Source organism: Micromonospora sp. DT62 (genome assembly GCF_049847285.1).
In the GTDB taxonomy this organism is placed as follows: Bacteria; Actinomycetota; Actinomycetes; order Mycobacteriales; family Micromonosporaceae; genus Micromonospora; species Micromonospora reichwaldensis.
Genome location: NZ_JBNCOB010000007.1, coordinates 38,066 through 57,930 on the forward strand (window position 1 = coordinate 38,066; position 19,865 = coordinate 57,930).

Consider the following 19,865-nt stretch of genomic DNA (forward strand, 5'->3'; position numbering starts at 1 on the left):
GCGCCCCGACGGCCCGTCGTCGTCAGTCGTCGTCAGCCGTTGTTGTCGATCAGGTTGGCGATCTGGTTGTAGATCAGGTGCGCCTTCGCGCCCTGGTTCGACGGGCAGCCGCCGAGGTGGTGCAGGGCGATCACCCGGTGGCTGGAGTTCAGCACCGGCGAGCCCGAGTTGCCGCCGGAGGTGTCGCAGCTGTAGCTGATGTTCGAGGCGTTGTAGTTCGCGTTCTTCACGGTGCACGTCGCACCGTTCTGGGTGTCCTCGAAGATCGAGAGTCGCTTCGGGCTGCCGTCACCGTGCCCCGGGATGTACATCCGCGTGCCGGTGGTGGTGGCGGTCGTCGCCAGGTACAGCGTGCCGAAGCTCTGGATGCTGGTGAAGTTGTTCACCGAGTACAGGGCGTAGTCCAGCTCGCTGGAGCCGCCGCTGCTCACCTTGTAGAGGGTCGCCCCGCTCACCTTGGTGCCGGCGCCGGGGTTCGAGCCGCCGCAGGTGGCGCACTGGTAGTTGAACTGCATCTCGCTGCCGCTGACGGCGGCCTGCGTCGAGAAGCAGTGCTTGTTGGTCAGCATGCGGTTGGTGTTGCCGACCCGCCAGGTGGTGCACATACCGCCGCCGCTGATCAGCAGCCGCGCCACCGCCCTGCCGCGGGCGTACTCGGTGGGGTGGCTGTTCTGGTAGCAGACCACGTCGCGGCGGGCGTCGGTGCTGCAGACGGACTGCGTGGAGAGGTTGTGCTGCGCGATCTCCGCGCGGTCGTAGCCGCGCCAGAACCGGTCGATGGTCGCGACGTTGCCACGGGAGGCACGGCTGCTGTGCATCGTCACCACCGCGGTGTCGCCCTCCACCGACATCGCCCAGAAGCCCGGCTGTCCGTCGGTGGTGTAGTCCGCGCCGGTCGCCCGGTTCAGGTAGCGGTCGTACCGGTAGCTCTCCCGGCCGTCGGGGCTCGCCACGGTGACGTAGTCGCCGTGGGCCAGTCGCAACGCGCTGAAGTGCACCTTGACGTACGACGCGCCGGGGTGCCGGATGACCTGCGTCCGGGCGTCGCCGGCGGAGGAGAGCGTGCCGGTGACGGTGCGGAGTTCACCGACCGTGGTGACGCCCTCCGCCGAGAACTGCTCCGATTCGGGTGCCCGTTCGGATTGCGGCGCGAGAGGTTGCACCGAGTACGCCTCGGCGGCGGGTGCCGACATCAGACTCAGCCCGAGTGTGCAGGCGCCCAGCGCGACCGCCGCCGTTCGTAGGCGGCGCATGGCATGTTTCATCGTCGCTCCTCCCGAGGAACCAGCACCCAGACGTGCTTGCAGCCTTCATACACGAGCCGATAGAGACATGTAAACATATCGATGCCTACCTACCGGCGCGGTGTCCTCGGTCGCGCCGGCGGGCTCCTGGCGGGAACCACCCGCACGACGCACTCCCGCGGTCGAGCCCGGCCACGGCCGGGCCGCACGGGTCGGAACGCCGGCGTCACCGCTGCGGTGACGCCGGCGTCGTACCGCTCGTTACGGCGTGACGACCCTGCCGCCGAAGGTCACCACGAGGCGACCGTCGGACGCGAAGGACCAGCCCAGGGCGCCGGAGTACTGGGCGCACCGGGATCCGTTGGTGCCGGACCAGAACTGGTTCGAGCTGTCGGAGTTGCCGACGATCTTGTCGTTCGCGCCGCTGTCGCACGAGGTGTTGTTCCGGAACACCGAGGAGCCGCCGTCGAAGGTGAAGTTGCGTTCGGTGTTGCCGATGCTGGCGTTGTTCGACACCTGCATCGTGCCCAGATTGCGGTTGTAGGTGAATCCGTGCTTGCCGTTGTCGTAGGCGATGTTGCCCCGGACGATGTGGTTCACCCCGATGTCCTCGCCACCGAGCTTGTAACCGTTGCGGTCGCCGGCCCCGGCCTGGCCGCCGTTGCTGAGGGTGCCGTTGTCGTAGGCGAGGGAGGACTCGATGGTCACCGCGCCGATGGCCCCGGTGTCGCTCTTCGTGTAGAGGTCGTAGCCGTCGTCGATGTTGTTGTGGGCCACGGTGTAGCGGAAGACGTTGCCGGAGCCGACGGTGAGCTTCGGGGCGAAACCGTCGGCGTCCTCACCGTCGGAGTCGACGTTGTCGTGCGACACGGTGCTCACCACGAGGTTGTTGGACGGCCACTGGTCGCGGGGCGCGTTGGCCACCAGCCGCGAGAGCTGGAGCCCCGAGTCCCGGTTGTGGCGGGTCACCGTACGCTCGATGATGTTGTTGTTGCCGCCGAGCAGGATGCCGTTGTCCCCGGCCCGCTCCACGACGATGCCGCGGATGTGCCAGTACGAACCGCCCACCGCGAGGCCACGGTTCGCCGGGTCCTCACTCTGGGCCGAGAAGTTCAGCACCGGGGTCTCGTTCGGGTAGGCGAAGAGGTTCTTGCGCGCGCCCGACGTGCCGTTGTTGCCCTGGCCGATGGTGATGGTCTGCGAGTAGCGGTAGGTGCCGCCGCGCAGGTAGATCGTGCCGCCGGCGGCGATCCGGGTGATCGCGGAGGCGAGCGTCGTCGGGTTCGCCTCCGTGCCGGCCGCGCTGTCGGTGCCGGTCGGCGCCACGTACAGCGTGCCGCTCGACGGCGGCGGAGTGGTCGGCGGCGGAGTGGTGGGCGGGGGCGTGGTGGGCGGGGGCGTGGTCGGCGGCGGAGTCGTCGGCGGGGTGGTCGCGCCCGAGGCGTACGTCTCGAACTCGGCGACCCTCGGCGTACCGGTCGAGCCGGTGATCTCAAAGTTGATCTTGCGCAGCGACGTGGCGGCGAAGTTGATGGCCCCGGCCCCGGTACCGCTGGCCAGCGTGGCTCCGGTGTCGTTGTTGACGACCCGCCAGGAGCCGATGACCCCGACGGCGCCGGCCGCCTCCCGGATGTTGATCGAGGCCACCGTGGTGGCGGTGCCCCACTTGATCGAGATGCGGCCGGTCGAGCCGGCCGGCGACCAGTAGGTGCCCATGCTGCCGTCGAGCACGTTGCCGTAGCTGGTGCCGCTGGCCTTGCTCGAGCCGTCGGAGCCCGCCCCGAGGCTGAGGTTGGTCGCGTTGGCGCCGGCCGATGCGGGACTGGGGCCGCCAGCCGCACCCGACGCCTGGGTCATCGGCAGCGCCAAGGCGAGCGCGGCTGCGGCAGCCACGGCGGTGCCGCCGGCAAGAAGCTTGTGTCGCACTGTGGTTCGCACTGTTGGACTCCTCAGGAGTGAGCACGGTGCGGGGCACTGCCTGCACGGCCCGACACCGCATGCGGCTTCGTGTCCGTACCCTCAGCCCGGTCAGGGATCGAAACATCGATGAAACACAGGCTAGGAAAGCGCTTGCCCGCGAGGCAAGTGCGGAGACGTGCAGGTTTGTTGCATACGGCAACGCGCTGTCCGCGTCCGCTGGCGCCGCTGGTGGCTCTCCCAGGTGTGGCCGTTGGCAACGGGCCGCGGCCCGAGGATGGAGCTGGACCGGATCACCCAGCCCAGCATCGTCTGGCCTGCTAGAGCCTGGCGTCGGACCTCGGCCACCCTGGTCGCACCCGGCTGATCGCCTGGGCCGTCCCGGCAGGCTCCGTGAACTGGTGGGTGTGCATGCCGAGGCGTTCGGCGGCGTGGATGTTGACGGTGGTGTCGTCGATGAAGAGCACGCTGCCGGGTGTCACGTCGAGCTTGTCCCAGCACCAGAGGCCGGAAGACAACCGGCCGCGCCGCGCACGGCAACGCCGATCAGGACCGACGGACGCGACGGGGGGTAGGCATCGCTTCGTCGGACGAGCAGACACCGAGCAGCCGAATGTCCGCGAAGGACAGACAGACAATTGGCGTGGGTGGGAACTGCGGGTCAGCCGACGATACCGAAGCCGCCGGACCAGGAGACCTTCTCATTCGACGCCAGGCTTATCTGCAGAAAGCCGAGAGACTCCATCTCCCGAGCGCGCTTGAGCGAGCCGGCGTCGATCGCCTTCAGGCCACTGGCGGTGACCACGCCAGCGAGGGTCGCCTTGGCGTCTGCGTCGTCACCGGCGATCAGCACCGTGGTGGTCAGCGGGCCGACGGTTCCCTCGGAGAGGGTGCCGGCGAACGTGGTGTTGAACGCCTTGAGCAGTCGGGAGTTCGGCAGTTTGGCGGCGATCTCCTCGGCCGCCGAGGAGTCGGCAGGGACGGTCAGGGAGTCGAAGGTTTCGAAGTCCAGCGGATTGGTAATGTCGACGACGATCTTGTCGTCGAACTGGCCGGGGCGCTGGGCCAGCACCTGATCCACGGCAGGGTAGGGCACGGCGAGCACGACGATGTCGCCGTCGACCGGCTTGTCGGCATCCTCCTTGCCGAGCAGATCGACCACGTTGTCGTCGCTGGTGAGAGCGGCGGTGATGGCCTGTCCCATGTTGCCGGCACCGATGATCGAGATGTGCGCCATGAAGCTTCCTCAACAAATGGTCGGTGATTCAGCAAGAAGTTGCGCCCGCAGTGCATCGCGTCGCCATCCTCCCACGGCCCTCGCAGGTGACGCGGCGAATTGGCGATCCGGCGACGCGTTCCGTGGGTCGCTGTAGCCTCGCCTGGAGACGTTATCGCCATTCCCAGAGGGGATCGTGTCATGACCGACGACCAAGTCACCCGCAACCTGAAGGGCATGGACGATCTCGACTTCAAGGGTTGGAATTCGGCGGACTGGAACGGCATTTTCGCCCACCATCACACTGACGACGTGCTGGTGGACATGAAAGGACAACCGCAGACTCGGGGCGTCCAGGAGCACATCGACGCGATGGTGGCGTTCACCCAGCAGAACGGTGGCGAGCCACCGCAGATCAAGTCGCACCCCATCGGATTCGGATCGGGGGAGTGGACCTGCGTGGTGGGCGAGTTCGAGGACGGCAGCCGGATGGTGACGGTGGCAAAGTGGCGGGACGGGGCCATTGCTGAGGAGTACATCTGGATGTAGTGCCGTCCGCGGCTCGCCACGGCCACCGGCGTGACCGTCGCCGATCCGCGACGTTCCTCCGAGCGGTATCAGGCCGGAGCAGTGGACGAGCACCTCTCCCGCGTCCCGGTGGCCTCCGGCCCTCGCGGCCGATCAGGCCGGTTCGCGGACCCCGCCGGCCTGGTCACCGTCGTCCGGAAGCGGTTCGGCGGGTGCTTCCGGCAGCACGTCGGGCGTGTCGGGAAGTAGTTGCGCCGCGTCGTCGGGCACGGGCTCCCGAGGATCGAGCGGCGGATACAGCTCCGGGTCGAGATCAGGGTTGGTCATCGACCAAGTATCAGCCCCGACGGCCGGCACCGCCCGTCGGCCGCTCATCGGGCGTACGCGGGACAGGGCGGCACCGGCCGACGACGGCCTACGCCGAGGGTCGCCGGGGCGGCCACCCGAGACCTGCCCTGCTTCCTGCCGCCACCCGCTGCGGATAATGCCGAGGTGCGTTCGGACGTGGATGGTGGGGATCACGCCGCTGGAGTGGATGCCGCTGGTGGCGCCGCAGGCAAGCGGACGCTGATCCGCAGCCCGCTGCTGTCCCGGACAGGTGTGGGCACAGGCGACAGGTCGGCGTGGCGGGTCGTCGTCGGGTTCGGCGTGGTGAGCCTGGCCGCCGACATGGTGTACGAAGGTGCCCGCTCGGTGTACGGGCCGCTGCTGGCCGCACTGGGCGCGTCCGCTGTCGTCGTCGGGCTGGTCACCGGCGCCGGTGAGGCGGCGGCGCTGCTGCTGCGGCTGGTGTCCGGGCCGCTTGCGGACCGGACCCGCCGGTACTGGTCGTTGACCCTCTTCGGGTACGGCCTGACCGCGGTCTGCGTACCGCTGCTCGCCTTCACGCCGCTGTTGGGCGGCGCTGGTCTGGCCGTCGCCGCCGCGTTGATCCTCGCCGAACGGCTAGGCAAGGCGGTCCGCAGTCCGGCCAAGTCGGCGCTGTTGGCCGACGCCGCCAGCCGCGTCGGGTTGGGTCGAGGGCTGGGCGTCCACAAGGCACTCGACCAGGTCGGCGCATTCGCCGGCCCGCTGCTCGTCGCCGCGGTCGTCGCGATGGCGGCGGGGACCCTCTGGCCGGCGCTGGCCGTCCTTGCCCTGCCCGGCGTCGTCGCGATGCTGTTGCTGCTCGCCGTTCGGGCGCGTACCGACGTGCCGGCGGCGAGCAACGCACCGGCCGGCGGCACCCCCTCGGCGTCATCCGACCCGCCGGCCACCCGTGCGGCGCGGCGTACGACGTTGCCGGCGATGTTCCACTGGTTCGCGGCGGCGATGGCGCTGTGCACAGCGGGCCTGGTGACCTTCGGGCTGATCGGCTTCCACCTCGTTCGCGCGGGCGTCGTCGCGACCGCGACGGTGCCGCTGATGTACGCGGCGGCGATGGCCGCCGGCGCGCTCGCCGCCCTCCTCACCGGCGCTCTCTACGACCGGACCGGCCCACGGGTGCTGATCGCGCTTCCGGCGCTGATCGCCGCCGTGCCCGGCCTGCTGTTCGCCGGTGGCCTGCCGCTGGCAGCGGCGGGAGTCCTGCTGTGGGGTGCCGCCGTGGGTGTGCAGGACTCCACAGTCAAGGCGCTGGTCGCCGATCTCGTGCCACGGGAACGCAGAGCGACCGCGTACGGGGTGTTCGCCGCGGTGCAGGGCGCAGGGGCGCTGGCCGGCGGTGCCGCAGCCGGATTCCTGTACGAGCTTTCGCCAGCAAGTCTGACGACTGCGGTGGCCGTCACGCAGGTCATCGCCCTGGTCACGCTCGTGGGCGTCCTGACGAGGCTGACCAGGCGGTGACCCGGTTGACGCGCGGGGTGCTGGGCTGATCGTGGCCGCGCCCAGGACGAGGTTACCCGCGGCCCGCAGACAGCAGCAGCCGCAGTCGAGGCCCCGGAAGCAGCCCTGATACATCGAGTCAGAACTCTTCTCACTCCACGCCGAAAAAGACTGCCGTCGATTGGATTCATGAATTCCGCGATGGAATGCAGCCATCTATCGACTGTACGATCCGGCAAAACCGTTCGGACGATTCAATCGGCGCGTCGTACGCCCGCCGGAATGGCCGGAACAGAGGGAGGCTGGGAGATGAGACTCCACCGCCACACGATCTTCGCCCGCGAACGTCGAGCCGGAACGGCCGCCATGGCCACGCTCGCCACCACGGTCATGCTCCTCACCGTGGCTGCCGGACCGGCCACTGCGACACCCGCCACCGAGGCGCGTTCCGGGGCGACCGGCGAGATCCTCGGCGCCGGCAACGCCACCCCCGTGCCCGGCGGCTACGTGGTCACCCTCAAGGACAGCGGCGGTACGGTCGCCGATCGGCAGGCTGGCGTGTCCCGCCTCGCCGACCGGTACGGCTTCCGCCCGGACCAGGTCTGGCGCGACGCGCTGAACGGCTTCTCCGTACGGACCTCCGAGTTGGTGGCCCGCCGGCTGGCCGCCGACCCGGCGGTGGCGGTCGTGGAGCAGGACCGTCTGACCAGCTTGGCCACCACCCAGACGAACGCGCCGTGGAACCTCGACCGGATCGACGCACCGCTGGGACTCAGTGGTACCTACAACTTCACAAGTGTCGGAACCGGCGTCCGGGCGTACATCGTGGACAGCGGGATCCAGATCGGCCATGCCGACTTCGGCGGCCAGGCGGTGTACGGCTACGACGCCGTCGACGGCATGCTCCCGGCCAACGACTGCAGCGGGCACGGCACCCACGTCGCCGGCACCGTCGGCGGGACGACCCACGGGGCGGCCAAGAACGTCGTGCCGGTCGCGGTCAAGGTGTTCGACTGCGCCCTGCCGAGCACGCTGTCGATGTTGATCAACGGAATCAACTGGATGATCGCCAACCACCTCGCCGGGCAACCGGCCGTGGCGAACATCGGCGTGCTGACCAGCCCCACCGTCGCGCTCAACACCGCAGTGACGAACGCGGTCGCCGACGGCATCACGGTAACGGTCCCGGCCGGCAACTCGAACGTGAGCGCCTGCACCGTCTCACCCGCGTCGGTGCCGGCCGCGCTGACCGTGGGCGCGACGTTGACGAACGACAGCCGGGCAAGCTGGTCGAACTTCGGCCCTTGCCTGGACATCTTCGCTCCAGGCGATCGCATCACGTCTGCCTGGTGGAACTCGACCACCGCGACCCAGACGATCAGCGGCACCTCGCACGCCGCACCGCTCGTCGCCGGCGTCGCCGCTCGGGTGCTCAGCAACAACCCGACCTGGACACCGGCCCAGGTGGCCAGCTACCTGTTCAGCGTCGCCAACCCGGTCGTGATCAACCCGGGGGTCGGCTCGCCCAACCGTCTCCTGCACCTGTCCCCGGCGCTCTGACCCGGCCCTGTCGTCCCGACCCCCGCTCGCCCCCCTGCGCAAGACCAGGTCAACCGCGACATCCAACTCCTGGGAGGCTCTGCCCCAACCCGCAGAAGCAATCAAGGCCGTGACCGGCGTTTCCGCTGGTCACGGCCTTGGTCGTGAAGTGCGCCCGAAGGGACTCGAACCCCTAACCTTCTGATCCGTAGTCAGCGAGGGAAGGCGCTCCTGACCTGGGGTTATGCGGTTTTGCCCGGGTTCGGTATGTAGCAGGTTCTACGGAACGTGACGCAGGAACACGCTTCCCGACCTCAAGGTGCACCCATGGGTGCAAGATCGATTTCTGCTAGAGAACCCAGTCCTCTCGCCCGCGTCTTCGCGACGATCGCAGGCCGTGCAGCCGGATGGGTCGCTAGTCCTCCTCGATCCAATCCGCGGGAATCAGCGCCTCGCCGTCAGCCCGCCATCGATACCTGACCGCGTCGCTGAACCATTGCTCCTCAAGGTCGGCATGCTCCATGACGATGACTTGGAGATCCACCTCGGGACGCGCGATGGTTTCCATGACGGCCTGATAGATGCGGACGAGCGCCTCTCGATCGTCGTCGGGCAGCACGTGCGAGCCGTCACCGGCGTAGTCCGAAGGAAACCAGACTTGCGACGGCTGGTCCATGATCAAAACTCTAGGCACAGGTCGTCTCTCCGTCGCGAACCACTCGTGCAAGGCCAGGAAGGTTGCAACGTGGTAGCCGACATAGTTTTCGCCGCTGCCCATCTCGTCCAGTGGCACTGCGCCGTTGCGGGTGTCGGCAACGACGGTGAGACGCCGGAGGTCCAAGCGGACCGGCCATGCCGAGTGCTCAATTCCAAGGCGCTGGGCCTTCTCCCACAAGTTCTGGCTGATGCGCGCCAGAAAGGATGCGAGCAGGTCGGGGTTTCCGTTTTCATCCAACCTTGCCTCGATCTCGGCGATCTGGGTCTCGATCTCGGCGGTGCGGTCCTGGATCGGCGGCTGCTGGCCACGCCGGTCGAGCATCTCCAGATAGAAGCCGATCCGGCCTTGAACCAACGCGATGCGGGTCTCGGCGTCGCGGAGCCTCTGGATGGCCTGAACCCCGGCCTCCAGTTCATCGATCTCAGCCTTGTTGACTCGCAGCAGATGCGTGACCTCTTGGATCTCTTCGGCCAGCAGCGCCACCATCTGATCGATCTTGGGAGTGTCCGTTCGAATTGCAGCGATTTCCCCGTCAAGCCTCACCAACTCGCGGCGCATGTCAGCCCAGACATCCTCGGTGCCGGGAGCGTCGTTACCGCACACCGGGCAGCCGGCTGGAGGACCAACCTCGTTTCCGAAGAAGCCAAGCGACGCAAGGCGAGTGCGCTGCTCGCCGGCCTCGGACGCAAAATCGTCGTTCTCGTTCGCTGCACGGCGAAGCCTGGTCAGTTGGATGTTCAAGCTGGCGAGCCGGTCCCGCAGCTCCCCACGCTGCTGGTTGAGTGCCGTGATTTGATCGCCTTGGGCCTTCGGTTGCCCAATGGACCGGACATCGACGAGTGAGATCGACCGCAGCGTCCCGACAGCTTCGCCTTCGTTGAGTCCCTGCGGCGGCAGCTCATCGAGCAGTCCAACTGCCGCTGCCTCCGCGAGGAGCGCACGAGCCTGGCCGGTGGCACCAAGGGCTGCCGCGCGTTCATCGAGGGCCCGTCGCAGTGCGAGGAGCTCTCGCTTCAGGGTACGTAGTCTAATCGTGAGGCTGGCGTACTCGGTATCGACGGCCCCCAAGAAGTAGGGAATGACAGCTCGAATTGCATTGGGGCGATGCTCATCCCCTTGAGTGTGGAACAGGACGTCCTGGTTAGCGATCTCGTTCTGTTCCTGCATGACAAAGAACAGCGCGTGCCGGATACTCGGAGACAGCGGGCCGGTGGTGCCAGGCATTGGAAGGCGCAGCGAACGGTCGATGCCACACAGATCACCGATGATCTGCTTGGCCGTGTCGACGTTCGTGTTGAAGTCTAGGTCATCGAATGCTGGTATGGACTCCTGATCGGAGACAACACTGATGTGCATACTTTCGGCGGTTTTGTGCAAGCGCTCCGGCACGGGCCGGGCGATATACATTGCCCGGTCACCGCTCACGATCATAAGACCGAAACCTCTAGAATTATCTCTCGTCACTCCCGCCTTGACCGGATATCCACGGCTGCCGAGGCAGTAGTCGATGATTGTCAAGATCGCGCTTTTGCCCCTACGGGAGGATCCCGTGATGATATTTAGCTGTCCGAGCTCGAACGTCACCTTGCGCAGTCGCTCGCCACTACCGTACACAACGACATGCCTGATCTGGAAGCTCAAGGACGGACTCCAAGCAGTGTAAAAATCGTATGAAGGTCGCCAGCCTTGGGCAGCCACCGGCCAAGGAAGAAGCTAGCTCTCTGGATCTGGGCAACTTCCGGAGTATCACCGGAGATCCTCTTGGGAACTCGCTGGGTCGAACGGAGAAAGTGCTGCTCTTCCAATACGAGCACGTCGGCCCGCAAGCCAAGCAAGAGCCCTTCCTTCACAAGTGGGCCAAGCAAAGGCGCAGCCTGTTGGAGGTGGACCCTGGCTGCGGATTCACGCTCGATCCAATTAACCGTCGTCGCAGAAATACTTTTCGGCAGCGCGGTCCGAAGGGGCGCAGTGAGGGCCATGACGGGAGCTAGAACGGCGAGAAGGACGTGACAGCCTGAGCGGTGCTCCTGCTCATGCCCCTGCACAGCACGGGCAATCAGGAGTCCGGCGAAGGCCGGATTGTACAGATTGCGTTCTTCCCGGCTCAAGAGATCAAGCGCTGGCATTCACCGCACCACCCACAGGCTCCAGGATGGCCAGAAGGCGCGCTTCGAAGTCCGGGTGCCATCCCACGCGCTGGTCATCCGCAAGGATATGGAAAGAACCTTTGCAGATGAAGGGGTCGTGGCATTCCGGCCGGATGTTCCTGCGGAATTCGGTCTCCACCCAACCGTAAATCTGCTTCGCCGCCGCGATCTTCGTTTCTTCCGCCGCTTCCTCGCCGAGATCGTCATGCATAACGGCGAAGTGCGTCTCCCATTCCTCGCGCAACCGCCGCTCGTAAGATCCGATCTCGCCTGGAAGAAGCAAGTTTTCGCGCGACCAACGGGAACGCTGTGTGGACGCCCGCAGGTAGTCCCGTACCGCAAGTTCGATCCGACGATTGCCAACTCCGATCAAGTCGAGTTGTCGGATGAACGTATGGTCGCGGTACTCGTCCCGAGTCGCGGTCATTTCTGCGATGTCGTCATCGATCGGGAGGTTGTAGGGTCGGAACTGGCCGCGCAACTCACTGAACTTCTCATCAATCTCGCTACCGGAGATAGGCAGCGCAACCTCGACCCGCATGGTCTCGATGCACCGCTGTATGAACCATCCTTCTAAGCGGTTGAGTAGCGATTCGGCCGCCTGCTTGCCGACAGCGAAGTGGCAGACTTGGAGGAGATCCCGATGCACGTCCTCGATGCTGGGACCCTCACCGAGGACGGTGACGGCGGAGAGCAACGCCTGTCGTTGATCGTCCCTCAAGCCGCAGTACGCCTCGATGCTCTTCTTCTTTGCATCGGATGTCGACTTCGCGGCCGCCGCTTCGAGCAGTTCGCGTGCTCTTCGGACATCTCGGCTCGGACCCGGCTGTAGATGGTGAGCCACCGAGTCGTCGGGAATCTCCGAGGTTGTCAGCAGTAGTAGCCGAGTACGGGCGGGGTCCAGCGAGCCGTCGCTGACCCCTTCGCTCCAGATCCGGAGCGTTTTCCATAGATCGGTGCTGCCATCCGTGAGCCGGGTACCGCCGGCTCGATGCTTCAGTTGCCAACGTCTACTCTCGCCGGGAGCGACGATCTCTACGTCGTCAACCACCTCGACCGACACACTCCAGCTTGCGTCGTTCCCGAATTCGTTGAGCCCGGCCAAGAGGGCGTATCGGAGTTGGTAGAGGTAGCCGATGGCCGAAGCCGAGGCATCGAAGACGCTGGTTGAACCGCTCACTGGAGCTCCTGGAAAGTTGCCGCCGGGAGAGTTGTCGTGGCAGCACATCACAGCTGGGTCGCTGAGTAAACACGTCTCGTCACACGGAGAGCGGTTCGGATGTCGGATATCAATCATCCGGTACCGGAAACGGCACGTCTAGCCGGTTGGGCTGCAGGAGCGATGGCAGTACATGGACTGATGTGGACGTTGCAGCGACAGCAGCGGCACCGCACCGGCTTCCTCAGCCCGCGTCGAGTGGGTCGAGAGAGGCGCTTGGGGTAGGCCGCCGGGGGATGCCTCAAGATCCGAAGGCAGGGGCTCCGCTGCGCTGCGGCCACCGCCCCAAATCCTACGGCCAAGGCGCGCCAACCCGTCACTAGAGCTCGCCTCGGGCAACTCTCTGTAACGGTTGGCCAGAGTTGACAGCAGGGTGTGCACCCATGGGTGCACGAAAACGCCCCGCCGGATGATCTCCGACGAGGCGTTTGCCCTGCTCAACTACTGTGCGCCCGAAGGGACTCGAACCCCTAACCTTCTGATCCGTAGTCAGATGCTCTATCCGTTGAGCTACGGGCGCTCGGTGCTTGGCCAGTCTACACACCCGGCTTTCGCGCGGAGACTCCGGGATTCGAACCCGGGAGGGGCTTTAAGACCCCAACCGCATTAGCAGTGCGGCGCCATAGACCAGACTAGGCGAAGTCTCCCTGGTGGCCCTGCAGACCACCGCGCCCGAGGATACAGGGCCTCACCCATCAGGAGCAAAGCGACTTCCCCGGTCCGCCCCTCCGCCGGCGCAACGGGCTGTCCCGAACCAGGCCGGGACTCCCCCCGGCCTCGGCTTTCCCTGCTGTGCACGGGCGTGATCAGGACTACGCTCCATCGATATGCAGGAGCAGCCGCCGCGCGAGCCGACCCGCCGAGAGCCTGCTGAGGGAGCGCGCCGACGTTCCCCGAAGGCGACCTTCAGTCCGCCCCCCGCGCCGCCGGAGCCGGCCGGGCCGGAGGATTCCGGGAAGCGCCCCCGGCGGGCGAAGCCGGCGCCTGCGGTGCTCTTCCAACCGCCCTCGGCCGATCCGCCGCTGCCCCGTCAGTCGGGACGCGCGGCCGAACAAGCGCCACGGGAGCGGCCCGACCAAGCCGACCGCACGGCCGAGCAGGCGCCACAAGAGCAGCCTGACCAGGCCGACCGCACGGCCGCACGGACGCCACAAGAGCGGCCCGGCCAGGCGGACGAGACCGGCGGGAGTGACGTCGCGCACACCGGCGGCGGCGCGTCCGCCGCTACCGGCGATCAGCCGGGATCCCCCACCGCTGCCGGCCCGCCCGCCTCCGGCACGCAGACCTCTGGCGGTGACGCCGCCCCCACCCGCAAGGCGCCCGGGAAGAGGGCGGTCGCGAAGAAGGCCGCGCCAACGCGACCGCCTACGGCAAAGAAGGCGGCAGACCAGGCCGACGTGACGACGCCGGCGGAGGCCGCCGAGCCGGGAGCGGCGAAGAAGGCCGCAGTACCGGGGACGGCGGCGAAGGAGGCCGCAGAGCCGGCCACGACGGCGGCGGAGGCCACAGAGCCGGGGACGGCGGAAGGCGCGGCGCCCCCGGCGACGACGAAGGGCGCGCCCCCTCGGAAGACCACAGCGGCCCGGAAGGCCGCGCCCGTGAAGAAGGCCGCGCCCGTGAGGAAGGCCGCGCCCGTGAGGAAGGCGACGGCCACGAAGAAGGCCACACCGGCCGCGATGGCCGAGCCTGCCCGGAAGGCGACGCCCGCGAAGAAGGCCGCCCCGGCGACGCTCACCCCGGCGACGGTCGCTGCCGAGGCCCCGGTCCAGGACCCCGTCCAGGACCCGACCGCCGCGCCCCCGCAGGTGGTCGAGCGGCACGCCGGTGACGGGGCGGCGGGGACACCGCCGGGGCGTACGCCGGAAACGGTCCTTCGGCTGGCCGCCGCGCGGGTGGTGGAGCATCCCGCGTTCGCGCCGGAGTTGCTGGCCCTGGCCGCCGTCGAGGCGTTCGGGCCGCGGGCCCGCGACTGGGCGCAGCGGCTGCGCGACGCGTACCCCGATGCGGGAGCGGACGGCTTGGCGCGGCTGGCGACCCGGCGGTTCGTCCGGCAGGCCGGGGTGGGCGGGGCGACCGCCGCGCTGGCGGGGCTCTTCGCGCCGGTGGCCGAGCTGGCGGCCGTGCTGTGGGCACAGGCCAACCTGGTGCTGCACCTGGCGGCGGCGTACGGCCGGGACCCGGCGCATCCGGACCGGGCGGTGGAGCTGCTGGTGCTGACCCGCGTGCACCCGGACGCGGAGAGCGCGCGGGCCGCGTTGGCGGCGGCCGGGGCGGCGGACGCGCCCGACGAGGCGGGCTGGCCCCGGGCGGCGGAGGCGGCGTGGCGGCTGGCGGCGCCGCTGGCCGCCCAGGCGGGCGGCTGGCTGGCGCTGCGGGTGGCGTCCCGGCTGCTGCCCGGCGCGGCGGTGCTCGTGGCCGCGGCCGGGGACGCGGCGGCGGCCGAGCGGCTCGCCGCCCGCGCGATGACCGCCTACCGGCGACCCACGCCCCGCTGATCGCCGGCAACCTGCGCTCGGCTGAGCAAACGCGGCGGGGATAGACGCGGGCCGCTGGTAGATCTTGGTGAGAAATGGCCCCCAGAGGGGCACTTTCCCACCAAGATCTACCGGGGCGGCACCCCGACGGGGGCCGCGGAGGGGACACCCGACGGCGGTCCCGGCGGGGATGAGGCCGCGGAGGGGACGAAGCCGCGGAGGGGGGAGGGGCTGGCGGGCGTCAGAGCCAGTCGAACCATTCCCTGGGCAGCAGGGCGTAGCCGAGGAAGGCGACGATGTCGAGCAGCGTGTGCGCGACGACCAGCGGCATGACCCGGCGGGTGCGCAGGTAGAAGAGGCTGAACACGACGCCCATCACCACGTTGCCGAGGAAGGCGCCGAAGCCCTGATAGAGGTGGTACGAGCCGCGCAGCAGGGCGCTCGTCGCCACGATCGCGCCGACCCGCCACTGGAGCTGGCGCAGCCGGGTCGTCAGGTAGCCGACGACGATCACCTCCTCCAGCACCGAGTTCTGCACGGCGGCGAGGATCAGCACCGGCACCGTCCACCAGAGGTCGGGCAGCGCGGCCGGCACCAGGGTGGCGTTGACGCCGAGTTGGGCCGCCGCCCAGAACAGCGCCAGGCCGGGCAGGCCGATCAGCGCGGCCAGGCCGGCGCCGCGGGCCAGGTCCTGACCGGGCCGCCGGGCGTCCAGGCCGAGCGTCCGGGCCGGATCGCCGGGGTCCCGCGCCAGCAGGTGTACGGCGAGCAGCACCGGCAGCAGCGCGAAGACGATCCCGAGCAGCTGGTACGTCAGGTCCAGCCACGGCCGGGGTGACACCGAGGTGTTGAGCGCGGCGGTCTGCTTCGACAGCGGCCCGTCGGCGGTCAGCTTCGCCACGATCGACACCGTCGCGTAGACGGCGGACTGGCCGAGCGAGAGGCCGAGCACGAGCAGCGTCTCGGTGCCGAGCATCCGGCGGGTCGCCGGGCGTTGCAGCTCAACGGTCACCGCACCACTCTGCCCGACGCCGAGGGCCGGCGGCACCGGCCGGCGGCACCGCCCGAACGAGCCTCACGAGCCGATCGCACATTCTGTGCGACCGGTCGACACGCTCCGTGGACATTCTATGGGTGCCCGATCCGCCGTCAGGAGAAGGAGCGCGCCTCGTGGACGACTTCGCAAGGCTGCTGAAGGAGAGCTGGACCCTGGTCGAGGAGCACCGGGAGCGGCTGAGCGGTCACTTCTACGCCCGGCTCTTCCTGCTCGACCCCGAGCTGCGCAAGCTCTTCCCGGTGGAGATGACCGGGCAGGGCGACCGGATCCTGGAGGCGATCGTCACCGCCGCCCAGACGGTCGGCGACCCGGAGAGCTTCGACGAGTACCTGCGCTCGCTGGGCCGGGACCACCGCAAGTACCACGTCGAGGCGGCGCACTACGAGACCATGGGCGTCGCGCTGCTGGACGCGCTGCGCAGTGTCGCCGGCGACGGCTGGAACCTGGAGTACGACCAGGCGTGGCGGGACGCGTACGCGGCGATCACGGAGAAGATGCTGGCCGGGGCGGCGGCCGACGACAACCCGCCGTTCTGGCACGCGGAGGTGCTGACCCACGAGCGGTACGGCAGGGACACGGCGGTGCTGACCTGCCGGGCGTTGCAGCATCCGCTGTCGTGGCGGGCCGGCCAGTACGTGAGCGTGGAGGTGCCCCGCCACCTCCCCCGGGTGTGGCGCACCTACTCGGTGGCGAACGCCCCGAACGACGACAACCTGCTGGAGTTCCACGTCCGTACGCCGGAGGGCGCCGGCTGGGTGTCCGGGGCGCTGGTCCGCCGGGTCAAGCCCGGCGATCTGCTCCGGGTGGCGGCGCCGATGGGGTCGATGACCCTGGACCGCTCCTCGGAGCGGGACATCCTCTGCGTGGCGGGCGGCGTCGGCCTGGCTCCGATCAAGGCGCTGGTGGAGGAGCTGGCCGGCTACAACCGGACCCGCTGGGTGCACGTCTTCTACGGCGCCCGTACGGCGGCGGACCTGTACGGCCTGGCCGGGCTCCAGGAGTTGGTGGCCGCGCACCCGTGGCTGTCGGTCACTCCGGCGTGCAGCGAGGACCCCGACTTCGACGGCGAACTGGGTGACATCCCCGACGTGGTCAGCCGGTACGGCCCGTGGACGGCGCACGACTGTTACGTCTCCGGTTCCGCCCGCATGGTCCGGGCCACCCTGCGGGTGCTCGCCGAGGACGGCGTCCCGCCGGAGAACACCCGCTACGACACCTTCGGCAACCTCTAGAAGCGTTCCTCCCCCCATACCGGGGCGCGTGCTCCTGCCCCCTGGGGCACGCGCCCCGGTCCCCCAAGCGGGCGGACCGGCACCGCCCCGCACGACCACGTCCGCCCGGCCGTCCTTCCCACCCGGACGGACGTGGTCGTGCCGCCGGGACGGGTGGGCGTGCAGGTCAGTAGCGCCAGGGCCGGCCGGTCTCGCGGTACTCCTCGACCGGTACCAGCGGCACCCCCGGCGCCATCCGGTCGACGTAGAGCCGCCCCTCCAAGTGGTCGATCTCGTGGGCGACGAGCCGGGCCATGCCGAACTCGAACGAGGTGATGATCCGGCTGCCGTCGTACTGGGCGTGCTCCACGTCGAGCCGGAGCGGCCGGGGCACCAGGCCACGGTGGTCGAAGAAGGAGAGGCACCCCTCGTACTGCTCGTCGCTGTCGGGAGAGGCGTCGACGACGCGCGGGTTGAGCAGCACGACGGGGTCGGCCGACCGGTCGGGGGGCCGGACCACCGCCACCGCCCGGCCTAGGCCGAGCTGCGGGGCGGCGATGCCCACGCCCTTGCGGAACGGGTGCAGTTCGTCGAGGCGGACCAGGGTCGCCGCGAGGCGGTCGGCGACGTCCCGGGCCTCCCGTTCCTCGCGGGGCAGGTCGAACGGGCGGGCCGGCTGGCGGAGCAGGTCGGCGCCGCGCTGCACGATGCCGATGCCGCGCATCCGGTCGCTGGGCCGGATCCGCCCGGCCTCCTCGGGCTCGGCGTCGGGCCGGCCGCGGAACCGCCACTGCAACCGGTACCGCGCGTTGAGCGGCGGGTCCTCGGTCGCCCAGTCGAAGATCACCCGGTCGTCGTCCTCGCGCCTGGTCACGGGCGTGCGCAGCGGGCCCTCCTCCGCCGAGAGCGAGGTCTCCGCGCCCCACACCTGCGGGTCGACCGCAGCCGGAAGGTCCAGGCGTACGGCCATCTGCCGGGTGGGCAGCCGGACCGCCCGCTGGAACCAGGGGCCCCACTTGTCGTGCCCGACGCAGTACGCGTACTCGATGGTGGCCCGGTCCCCCGGGTAGAGGGGGAAGCGCCGGTCGGCGTTCTCGAAGAGCAGCCACAGCTCCTTGAAGGCGTCGCGGTCGTGCTTGGCCCGCCAGTGCATCGCCTCCCGCTCGTCCCCGTCCTCCCGGTACGCCCGCAGCCGCAGCTCGGCGAAGGTCAGCGGGTGTTCGCGGTGGTGCAGGTTGGAGCGCCCCGGGTCGTTGGGGTAGCGGTCGACGGCGATCCGCACCAGGTAGCGGGTGACCGGCTCGGTGCCGGCGTTGTACAGCTCGCGCCGGATGACGCAGCGGTAGGCGTCGCCGAGGTGGGTGAGGGTGGCGAGTTCCCGCTCGACGATCAGTCCGGTGCCGGGCGGCATCCACTGCCCGGGTACGGGTGGGTCCCGGTGGGCCCGCTCGGCCCGGGCGTGCCGCAGCTCGTCGTACTCCTTGAAGCGCTGCCAGATCGCGCCGCCGGCTTCCAGTACGGCCTCGGCGCGGCGCGCGAAGTCCTCGGTGGGGCGGTGCCGGCGCCCCTCGACGTGGCTGACGTACGACGGGTCGAAGCCCATCAGGGTGGCGAGCTGTTTCTTGGACAGCCCCCGCCCCGTACGGTGCCGGGCGATCTCGGCGGCGAAGGAGTCGGCAGCCCGATCGAGCGGTGAGGTCATCAGCTTCCTCGTGGCCGGGAGCATCAGTTTCACGTTCTGTGGCGACGCGCACACGGAACTGACACCTTGCCGACGCGAGCCTTGACAGGTAGCGATGACTGTCGATACTGGGGCGAGTTTTCCGCCCCGATGACCGGGTAGTACGCCGCACGGGCGGAGTGACCGGCCCCTCCGGATCCGACGCAGGCGAGCCTTCCCTTATCTCGCGAGATGTGGTTAGGCTAGCCTTAGCTCAGCGACGGGCGGGTTGCCCGCTGACGGCGACGACGGGGTGGGTGAGTCCAGTGACAGCGGTGATGCCGAAGCGCGACATTGCCGCCGCGCCGCTGGCCCCGGTCACCGCCGCCATGCGCGCGATGTTCGGCACCGACGACGTGCCCGGTCTCGCGCCCGGCCTGCTGGTGCACGACGAGTACGGCTGGCGCCCGGCGACCACCCTGGTCGACGGCACCCTCCTGCCGGAGTTCCTGCGCTCGGCCAGCTCGCGCTGGGGCGGCACCCCGCACGCCTGCGCCGCGCTGGCCTGGAAGTCGTACAGCTACTGGACGGCGCTGCCCGTGGCGCTCGGCTGGGCCTCGGCCCGACGGGTGCCGCTGCTCGACCCGGCCGACGTGCTGATCCACTTCGAGGACCACCGACCGCTGCTCACCATGGGCCTGCGCCGCTCGACCACGGTCGCGGTGCTGCCGAGCGACCCGCTGGCGCTCGCCGGGCTGCCCGAGGTGCGGGTCGTCGCGGACGAGGCGGAACTGCTCCAGGTGCTCCGGGCCTCGCTGCTCGACGCCCACCTGGCCCCGATGGTCGCCGCGATCCAGGCCGAGGTCCGGATCGGCGCGCGCACCCTGCTCGGGTCGGTGGCCTCGGGCATCGCCCACGGCGTCCTCCGGGCCGCCGACGGCCTGCCCGGCTCGTCGGTCGAGACGATCGAGACGCTGCTCGGCGCGCTCGACCTCGCCGACCTGGTGGAGCTGGTCCCGGGCCCGAACGGCGAGCCGACCGTGCAGCGGCGCACCTGCTGCCTGGCCTTCACCCTCCCCAAGCCCAAGATCTGCCAGGGCTGCTGCGTCCGCCAGGCCTGACCGGCCGCCTG

At 69.2% G+C, this 19,865-nt stretch carries 17 protein-coding genes and 2 tRNA genes; 6 read left to right on the plus strand and 13 right to left on the minus strand.

Translation table 11 applies throughout. The features are described 5' to 3' along the window. Positions 1–32: 32 nt before the first annotated feature. From ACPXCB_RS12730 to ACPXCB_RS12745, 4 genes are all read right to left on the minus strand, one after another. Positions 33–1,265, minus strand: a complete 1,233-nt coding sequence (locus ACPXCB_RS12730) for a trypsin-like serine peptidase (protein WP_425875083.1) — start codon at positions 1,263–1,265, stop codon at positions 33–35. Between the two features lie 240 nt (positions 1,266–1,505). Then, on the minus strand, positions 1,506–3,182 hold the full coding sequence (locus ACPXCB_RS12735) for a cellulose-binding protein (RefSeq protein ID WP_425875085.1): 1,677 nt from the start codon (positions 3,180–3,182) through the stop codon (positions 1,506–1,508). Between the two features lie 299 nt (positions 3,183–3,481). Further along, on the minus strand, positions 3,482–3,643 hold the full coding sequence (locus ACPXCB_RS12740) for a hypothetical protein (protein ID WP_425875087.1): 162 nt from the start codon (positions 3,641–3,643) through the stop codon (positions 3,482–3,484). 179 nt (positions 3,644–3,822) lie between these two features. Beyond that, entirely contained in the window at positions 3,823–4,398 is a 576-nt protein-coding gene (locus ACPXCB_RS12745; RefSeq protein WP_425875089.1) for an NADPH-dependent F420 reductase, read from the minus strand. 180 nt (positions 4,399–4,578) lie between these two features. On the opposite strand from ACPXCB_RS12745, the gene ACPXCB_RS12750 reads away from it, so the two are divergent. Continuing rightward, positions 4,579–4,926: a hypothetical protein gene (locus tag ACPXCB_RS12750; protein ID WP_425875091.1), complete on the plus strand. Its 348-nt coding sequence runs from the start codon at positions 4,579–4,581 to the stop codon at positions 4,924–4,926. 132 nt (positions 4,927–5,058) lie between these two features. Here ACPXCB_RS12750 and ACPXCB_RS12755 read toward each other — a convergent pair whose 3' ends face one another. Then, entirely contained in the window at positions 5,059–5,232 is a 174-nt protein-coding gene (locus ACPXCB_RS12755) for a hypothetical protein (RefSeq protein WP_425875093.1), read from the minus strand. Positions 5,233–5,472: 240 nt separating this feature from the next. On the opposite strand from ACPXCB_RS12755, the gene ACPXCB_RS12760 reads away from it, so the two are divergent. Continuing rightward, positions 5,473–6,729, plus strand: a complete 1,257-nt coding sequence (locus tag ACPXCB_RS12760; RefSeq protein ID WP_425875463.1) for an MFS transporter — start codon at positions 5,473–5,475, stop codon at positions 6,727–6,729. Between the two features lie 288 nt (positions 6,730–7,017). Then, the gene (locus ACPXCB_RS12765) at positions 7,018–8,268 is read left to right on the plus strand and encodes a S8 family serine peptidase (RefSeq protein ID WP_425875465.1); all 1,251 of its coding nucleotides are present in this window, start codon (positions 7,018–7,020) and stop codon (positions 8,266–8,268) included. A gap of 394 nt (positions 8,269–8,662) precedes the next feature. On the opposite strand, the gene ACPXCB_RS12770 is transcribed toward ACPXCB_RS12765, so the two are convergent. The 6 genes from ACPXCB_RS12770 to ACPXCB_RS12795 form a co-directional block, all read right to left on the minus strand. Further along, positions 8,663–10,606 (minus strand): DUF3732 domain-containing protein, encoded by a 1,944-nt coding sequence (locus tag ACPXCB_RS12770; protein ID WP_425875095.1) that lies wholly within the window; start codon positions 10,604–10,606, stop codon positions 8,663–8,665. Then, positions 10,603–11,091, minus strand: coding sequence for a three component ABC system middle component (locus ACPXCB_RS12775; RefSeq protein WP_425875097.1), 489 nt, complete (start codon positions 11,089–11,091; stop codon positions 10,603–10,605). Before ACPXCB_RS12775 ends, ACPXCB_RS12770 begins: the two co-directional genes overlap by 4 nt. Then, positions 11,078–12,292 (minus strand): ABC-three component system protein, encoded by a 1,215-nt coding sequence (locus tag ACPXCB_RS12780; RefSeq protein ID WP_425875099.1) that lies wholly within the window; start codon positions 12,290–12,292, stop codon positions 11,078–11,080. Before ACPXCB_RS12780 ends, ACPXCB_RS12775 begins: the two co-directional genes overlap by 14 nt. 486 nt (positions 12,293–12,778) lie before the next feature. Further along, positions 12,779–12,851 (minus strand) — tRNA-Arg (locus ACPXCB_RS12785). Between the two features lie 36 nt (positions 12,852–12,887). Beyond that, positions 12,888–12,978: transfer RNA gene (locus ACPXCB_RS12790), tRNA-Ser, on the minus strand. Positions 12,979–13,565: 587 nt separating this feature from the next. Continuing rightward, positions 13,566–13,997, minus strand: coding sequence for a hypothetical protein (locus tag ACPXCB_RS12795; RefSeq protein WP_425875101.1), 432 nt, complete (start codon positions 13,995–13,997; stop codon positions 13,566–13,568). Positions 13,998–14,007: 10 nt separating this feature from the next. Between ACPXCB_RS12795 and ACPXCB_RS12800 the strand changes: the two genes are divergently transcribed. After that, entirely contained in the window at positions 14,008–14,826 is an 819-nt protein-coding gene (locus ACPXCB_RS12800; RefSeq protein WP_425875103.1) for a hypothetical protein, read from the plus strand. Between the two features lie 220 nt (positions 14,827–15,046). Here ACPXCB_RS12800 and ACPXCB_RS12805 read toward each other — a convergent pair whose 3' ends face one another. Then, positions 15,047–15,817 carry a CPBP family intramembrane glutamic endopeptidase gene (locus ACPXCB_RS12805; RefSeq protein ID WP_425875105.1) on the minus strand — a complete coding sequence of 257 codons (771 nt, stop codon included), beginning with the start codon at positions 15,815–15,817 and terminating at the stop codon, positions 15,047–15,049. Between the two features lie 158 nt (positions 15,818–15,975). Here ACPXCB_RS12805 and ACPXCB_RS12810 point away from each other — a divergent pair, with 158 nt between their 5' ends. After that, complete coding sequence (locus ACPXCB_RS12810) at positions 15,976–17,094, plus strand: globin domain-containing protein (RefSeq protein WP_425875107.1); 1,119 nt, start codon at positions 15,976–15,978, stop codon at positions 17,092–17,094. A gap of 166 nt (positions 17,095–17,260) precedes the next feature. Here ACPXCB_RS12810 and ACPXCB_RS12815 read toward each other — a convergent pair whose 3' ends face one another. After that, entirely contained in the window at positions 17,261–18,778 is a 1,518-nt protein-coding gene (locus tag ACPXCB_RS12815; protein ID WP_425875467.1) for a peptide deformylase, read from the minus strand. A 293-nt stretch (positions 18,779–19,071) separates the two neighbouring features. Between ACPXCB_RS12815 and ACPXCB_RS12820 the strand changes: the two genes are divergently transcribed. Beyond that, on the plus strand, positions 19,072–19,854 hold the full coding sequence (locus ACPXCB_RS12820) for an IucA/IucC family C-terminal-domain containing protein (protein ID WP_425875469.1): 783 nt from the start codon (positions 19,072–19,074) through the stop codon (positions 19,852–19,854). Positions 19,855–19,865 lie beyond the last annotated feature (11 nt).

Coding starts and splice junctions, on each gene's coding strand:
- ACPXCB_RS12730 (WP_425875083.1), bottom strand. CDS start 1,265: ATGAAACATGCCATGCGCCGCCTACGAACGGCGGCGGTCGCGCTGGGC.
- ACPXCB_RS12775 (WP_425875097.1), bottom strand. CDS start 11,091: ATGCCAGCGCTTGATCTCTTGAGCCGGGAAGAACGCAATCTGTACAAT.
- ACPXCB_RS12800 (WP_425875103.1), top strand. CDS start 14,008: ATGGCCGAGCCTGCCCGGAAGGCGACGCCCGCGAAGAAGGCCGCCCCG.
- ACPXCB_RS12820 (WP_425875469.1), top strand. CDS start 19,072: ATGCCGAAGCGCGACATTGCCGCCGCGCCGCTGGCCCCGGTCACCGCC.
- ACPXCB_RS12755 (WP_425875093.1), bottom strand. CDS start 5,232: ATGACCAACCCTGATCTCGACCCGGAGCTGTATCCGCCGCTCGATCCT.
- ACPXCB_RS12745 (WP_425875089.1), bottom strand. CDS start 4,398: ATGGCGCACATCTCGATCATCGGTGCCGGCAACATGGGACAGGCCATC.
- ACPXCB_RS12765 (WP_425875465.1), top strand. CDS start 7,018: ATGAGACTCCACCGCCACACGATCTTCGCCCGCGAACGTCGAGCCGGA.
- ACPXCB_RS12750 (WP_425875091.1), top strand. CDS start 4,579: ATGACCGACGACCAAGTCACCCGCAACCTGAAGGGCATGGACGATCTC.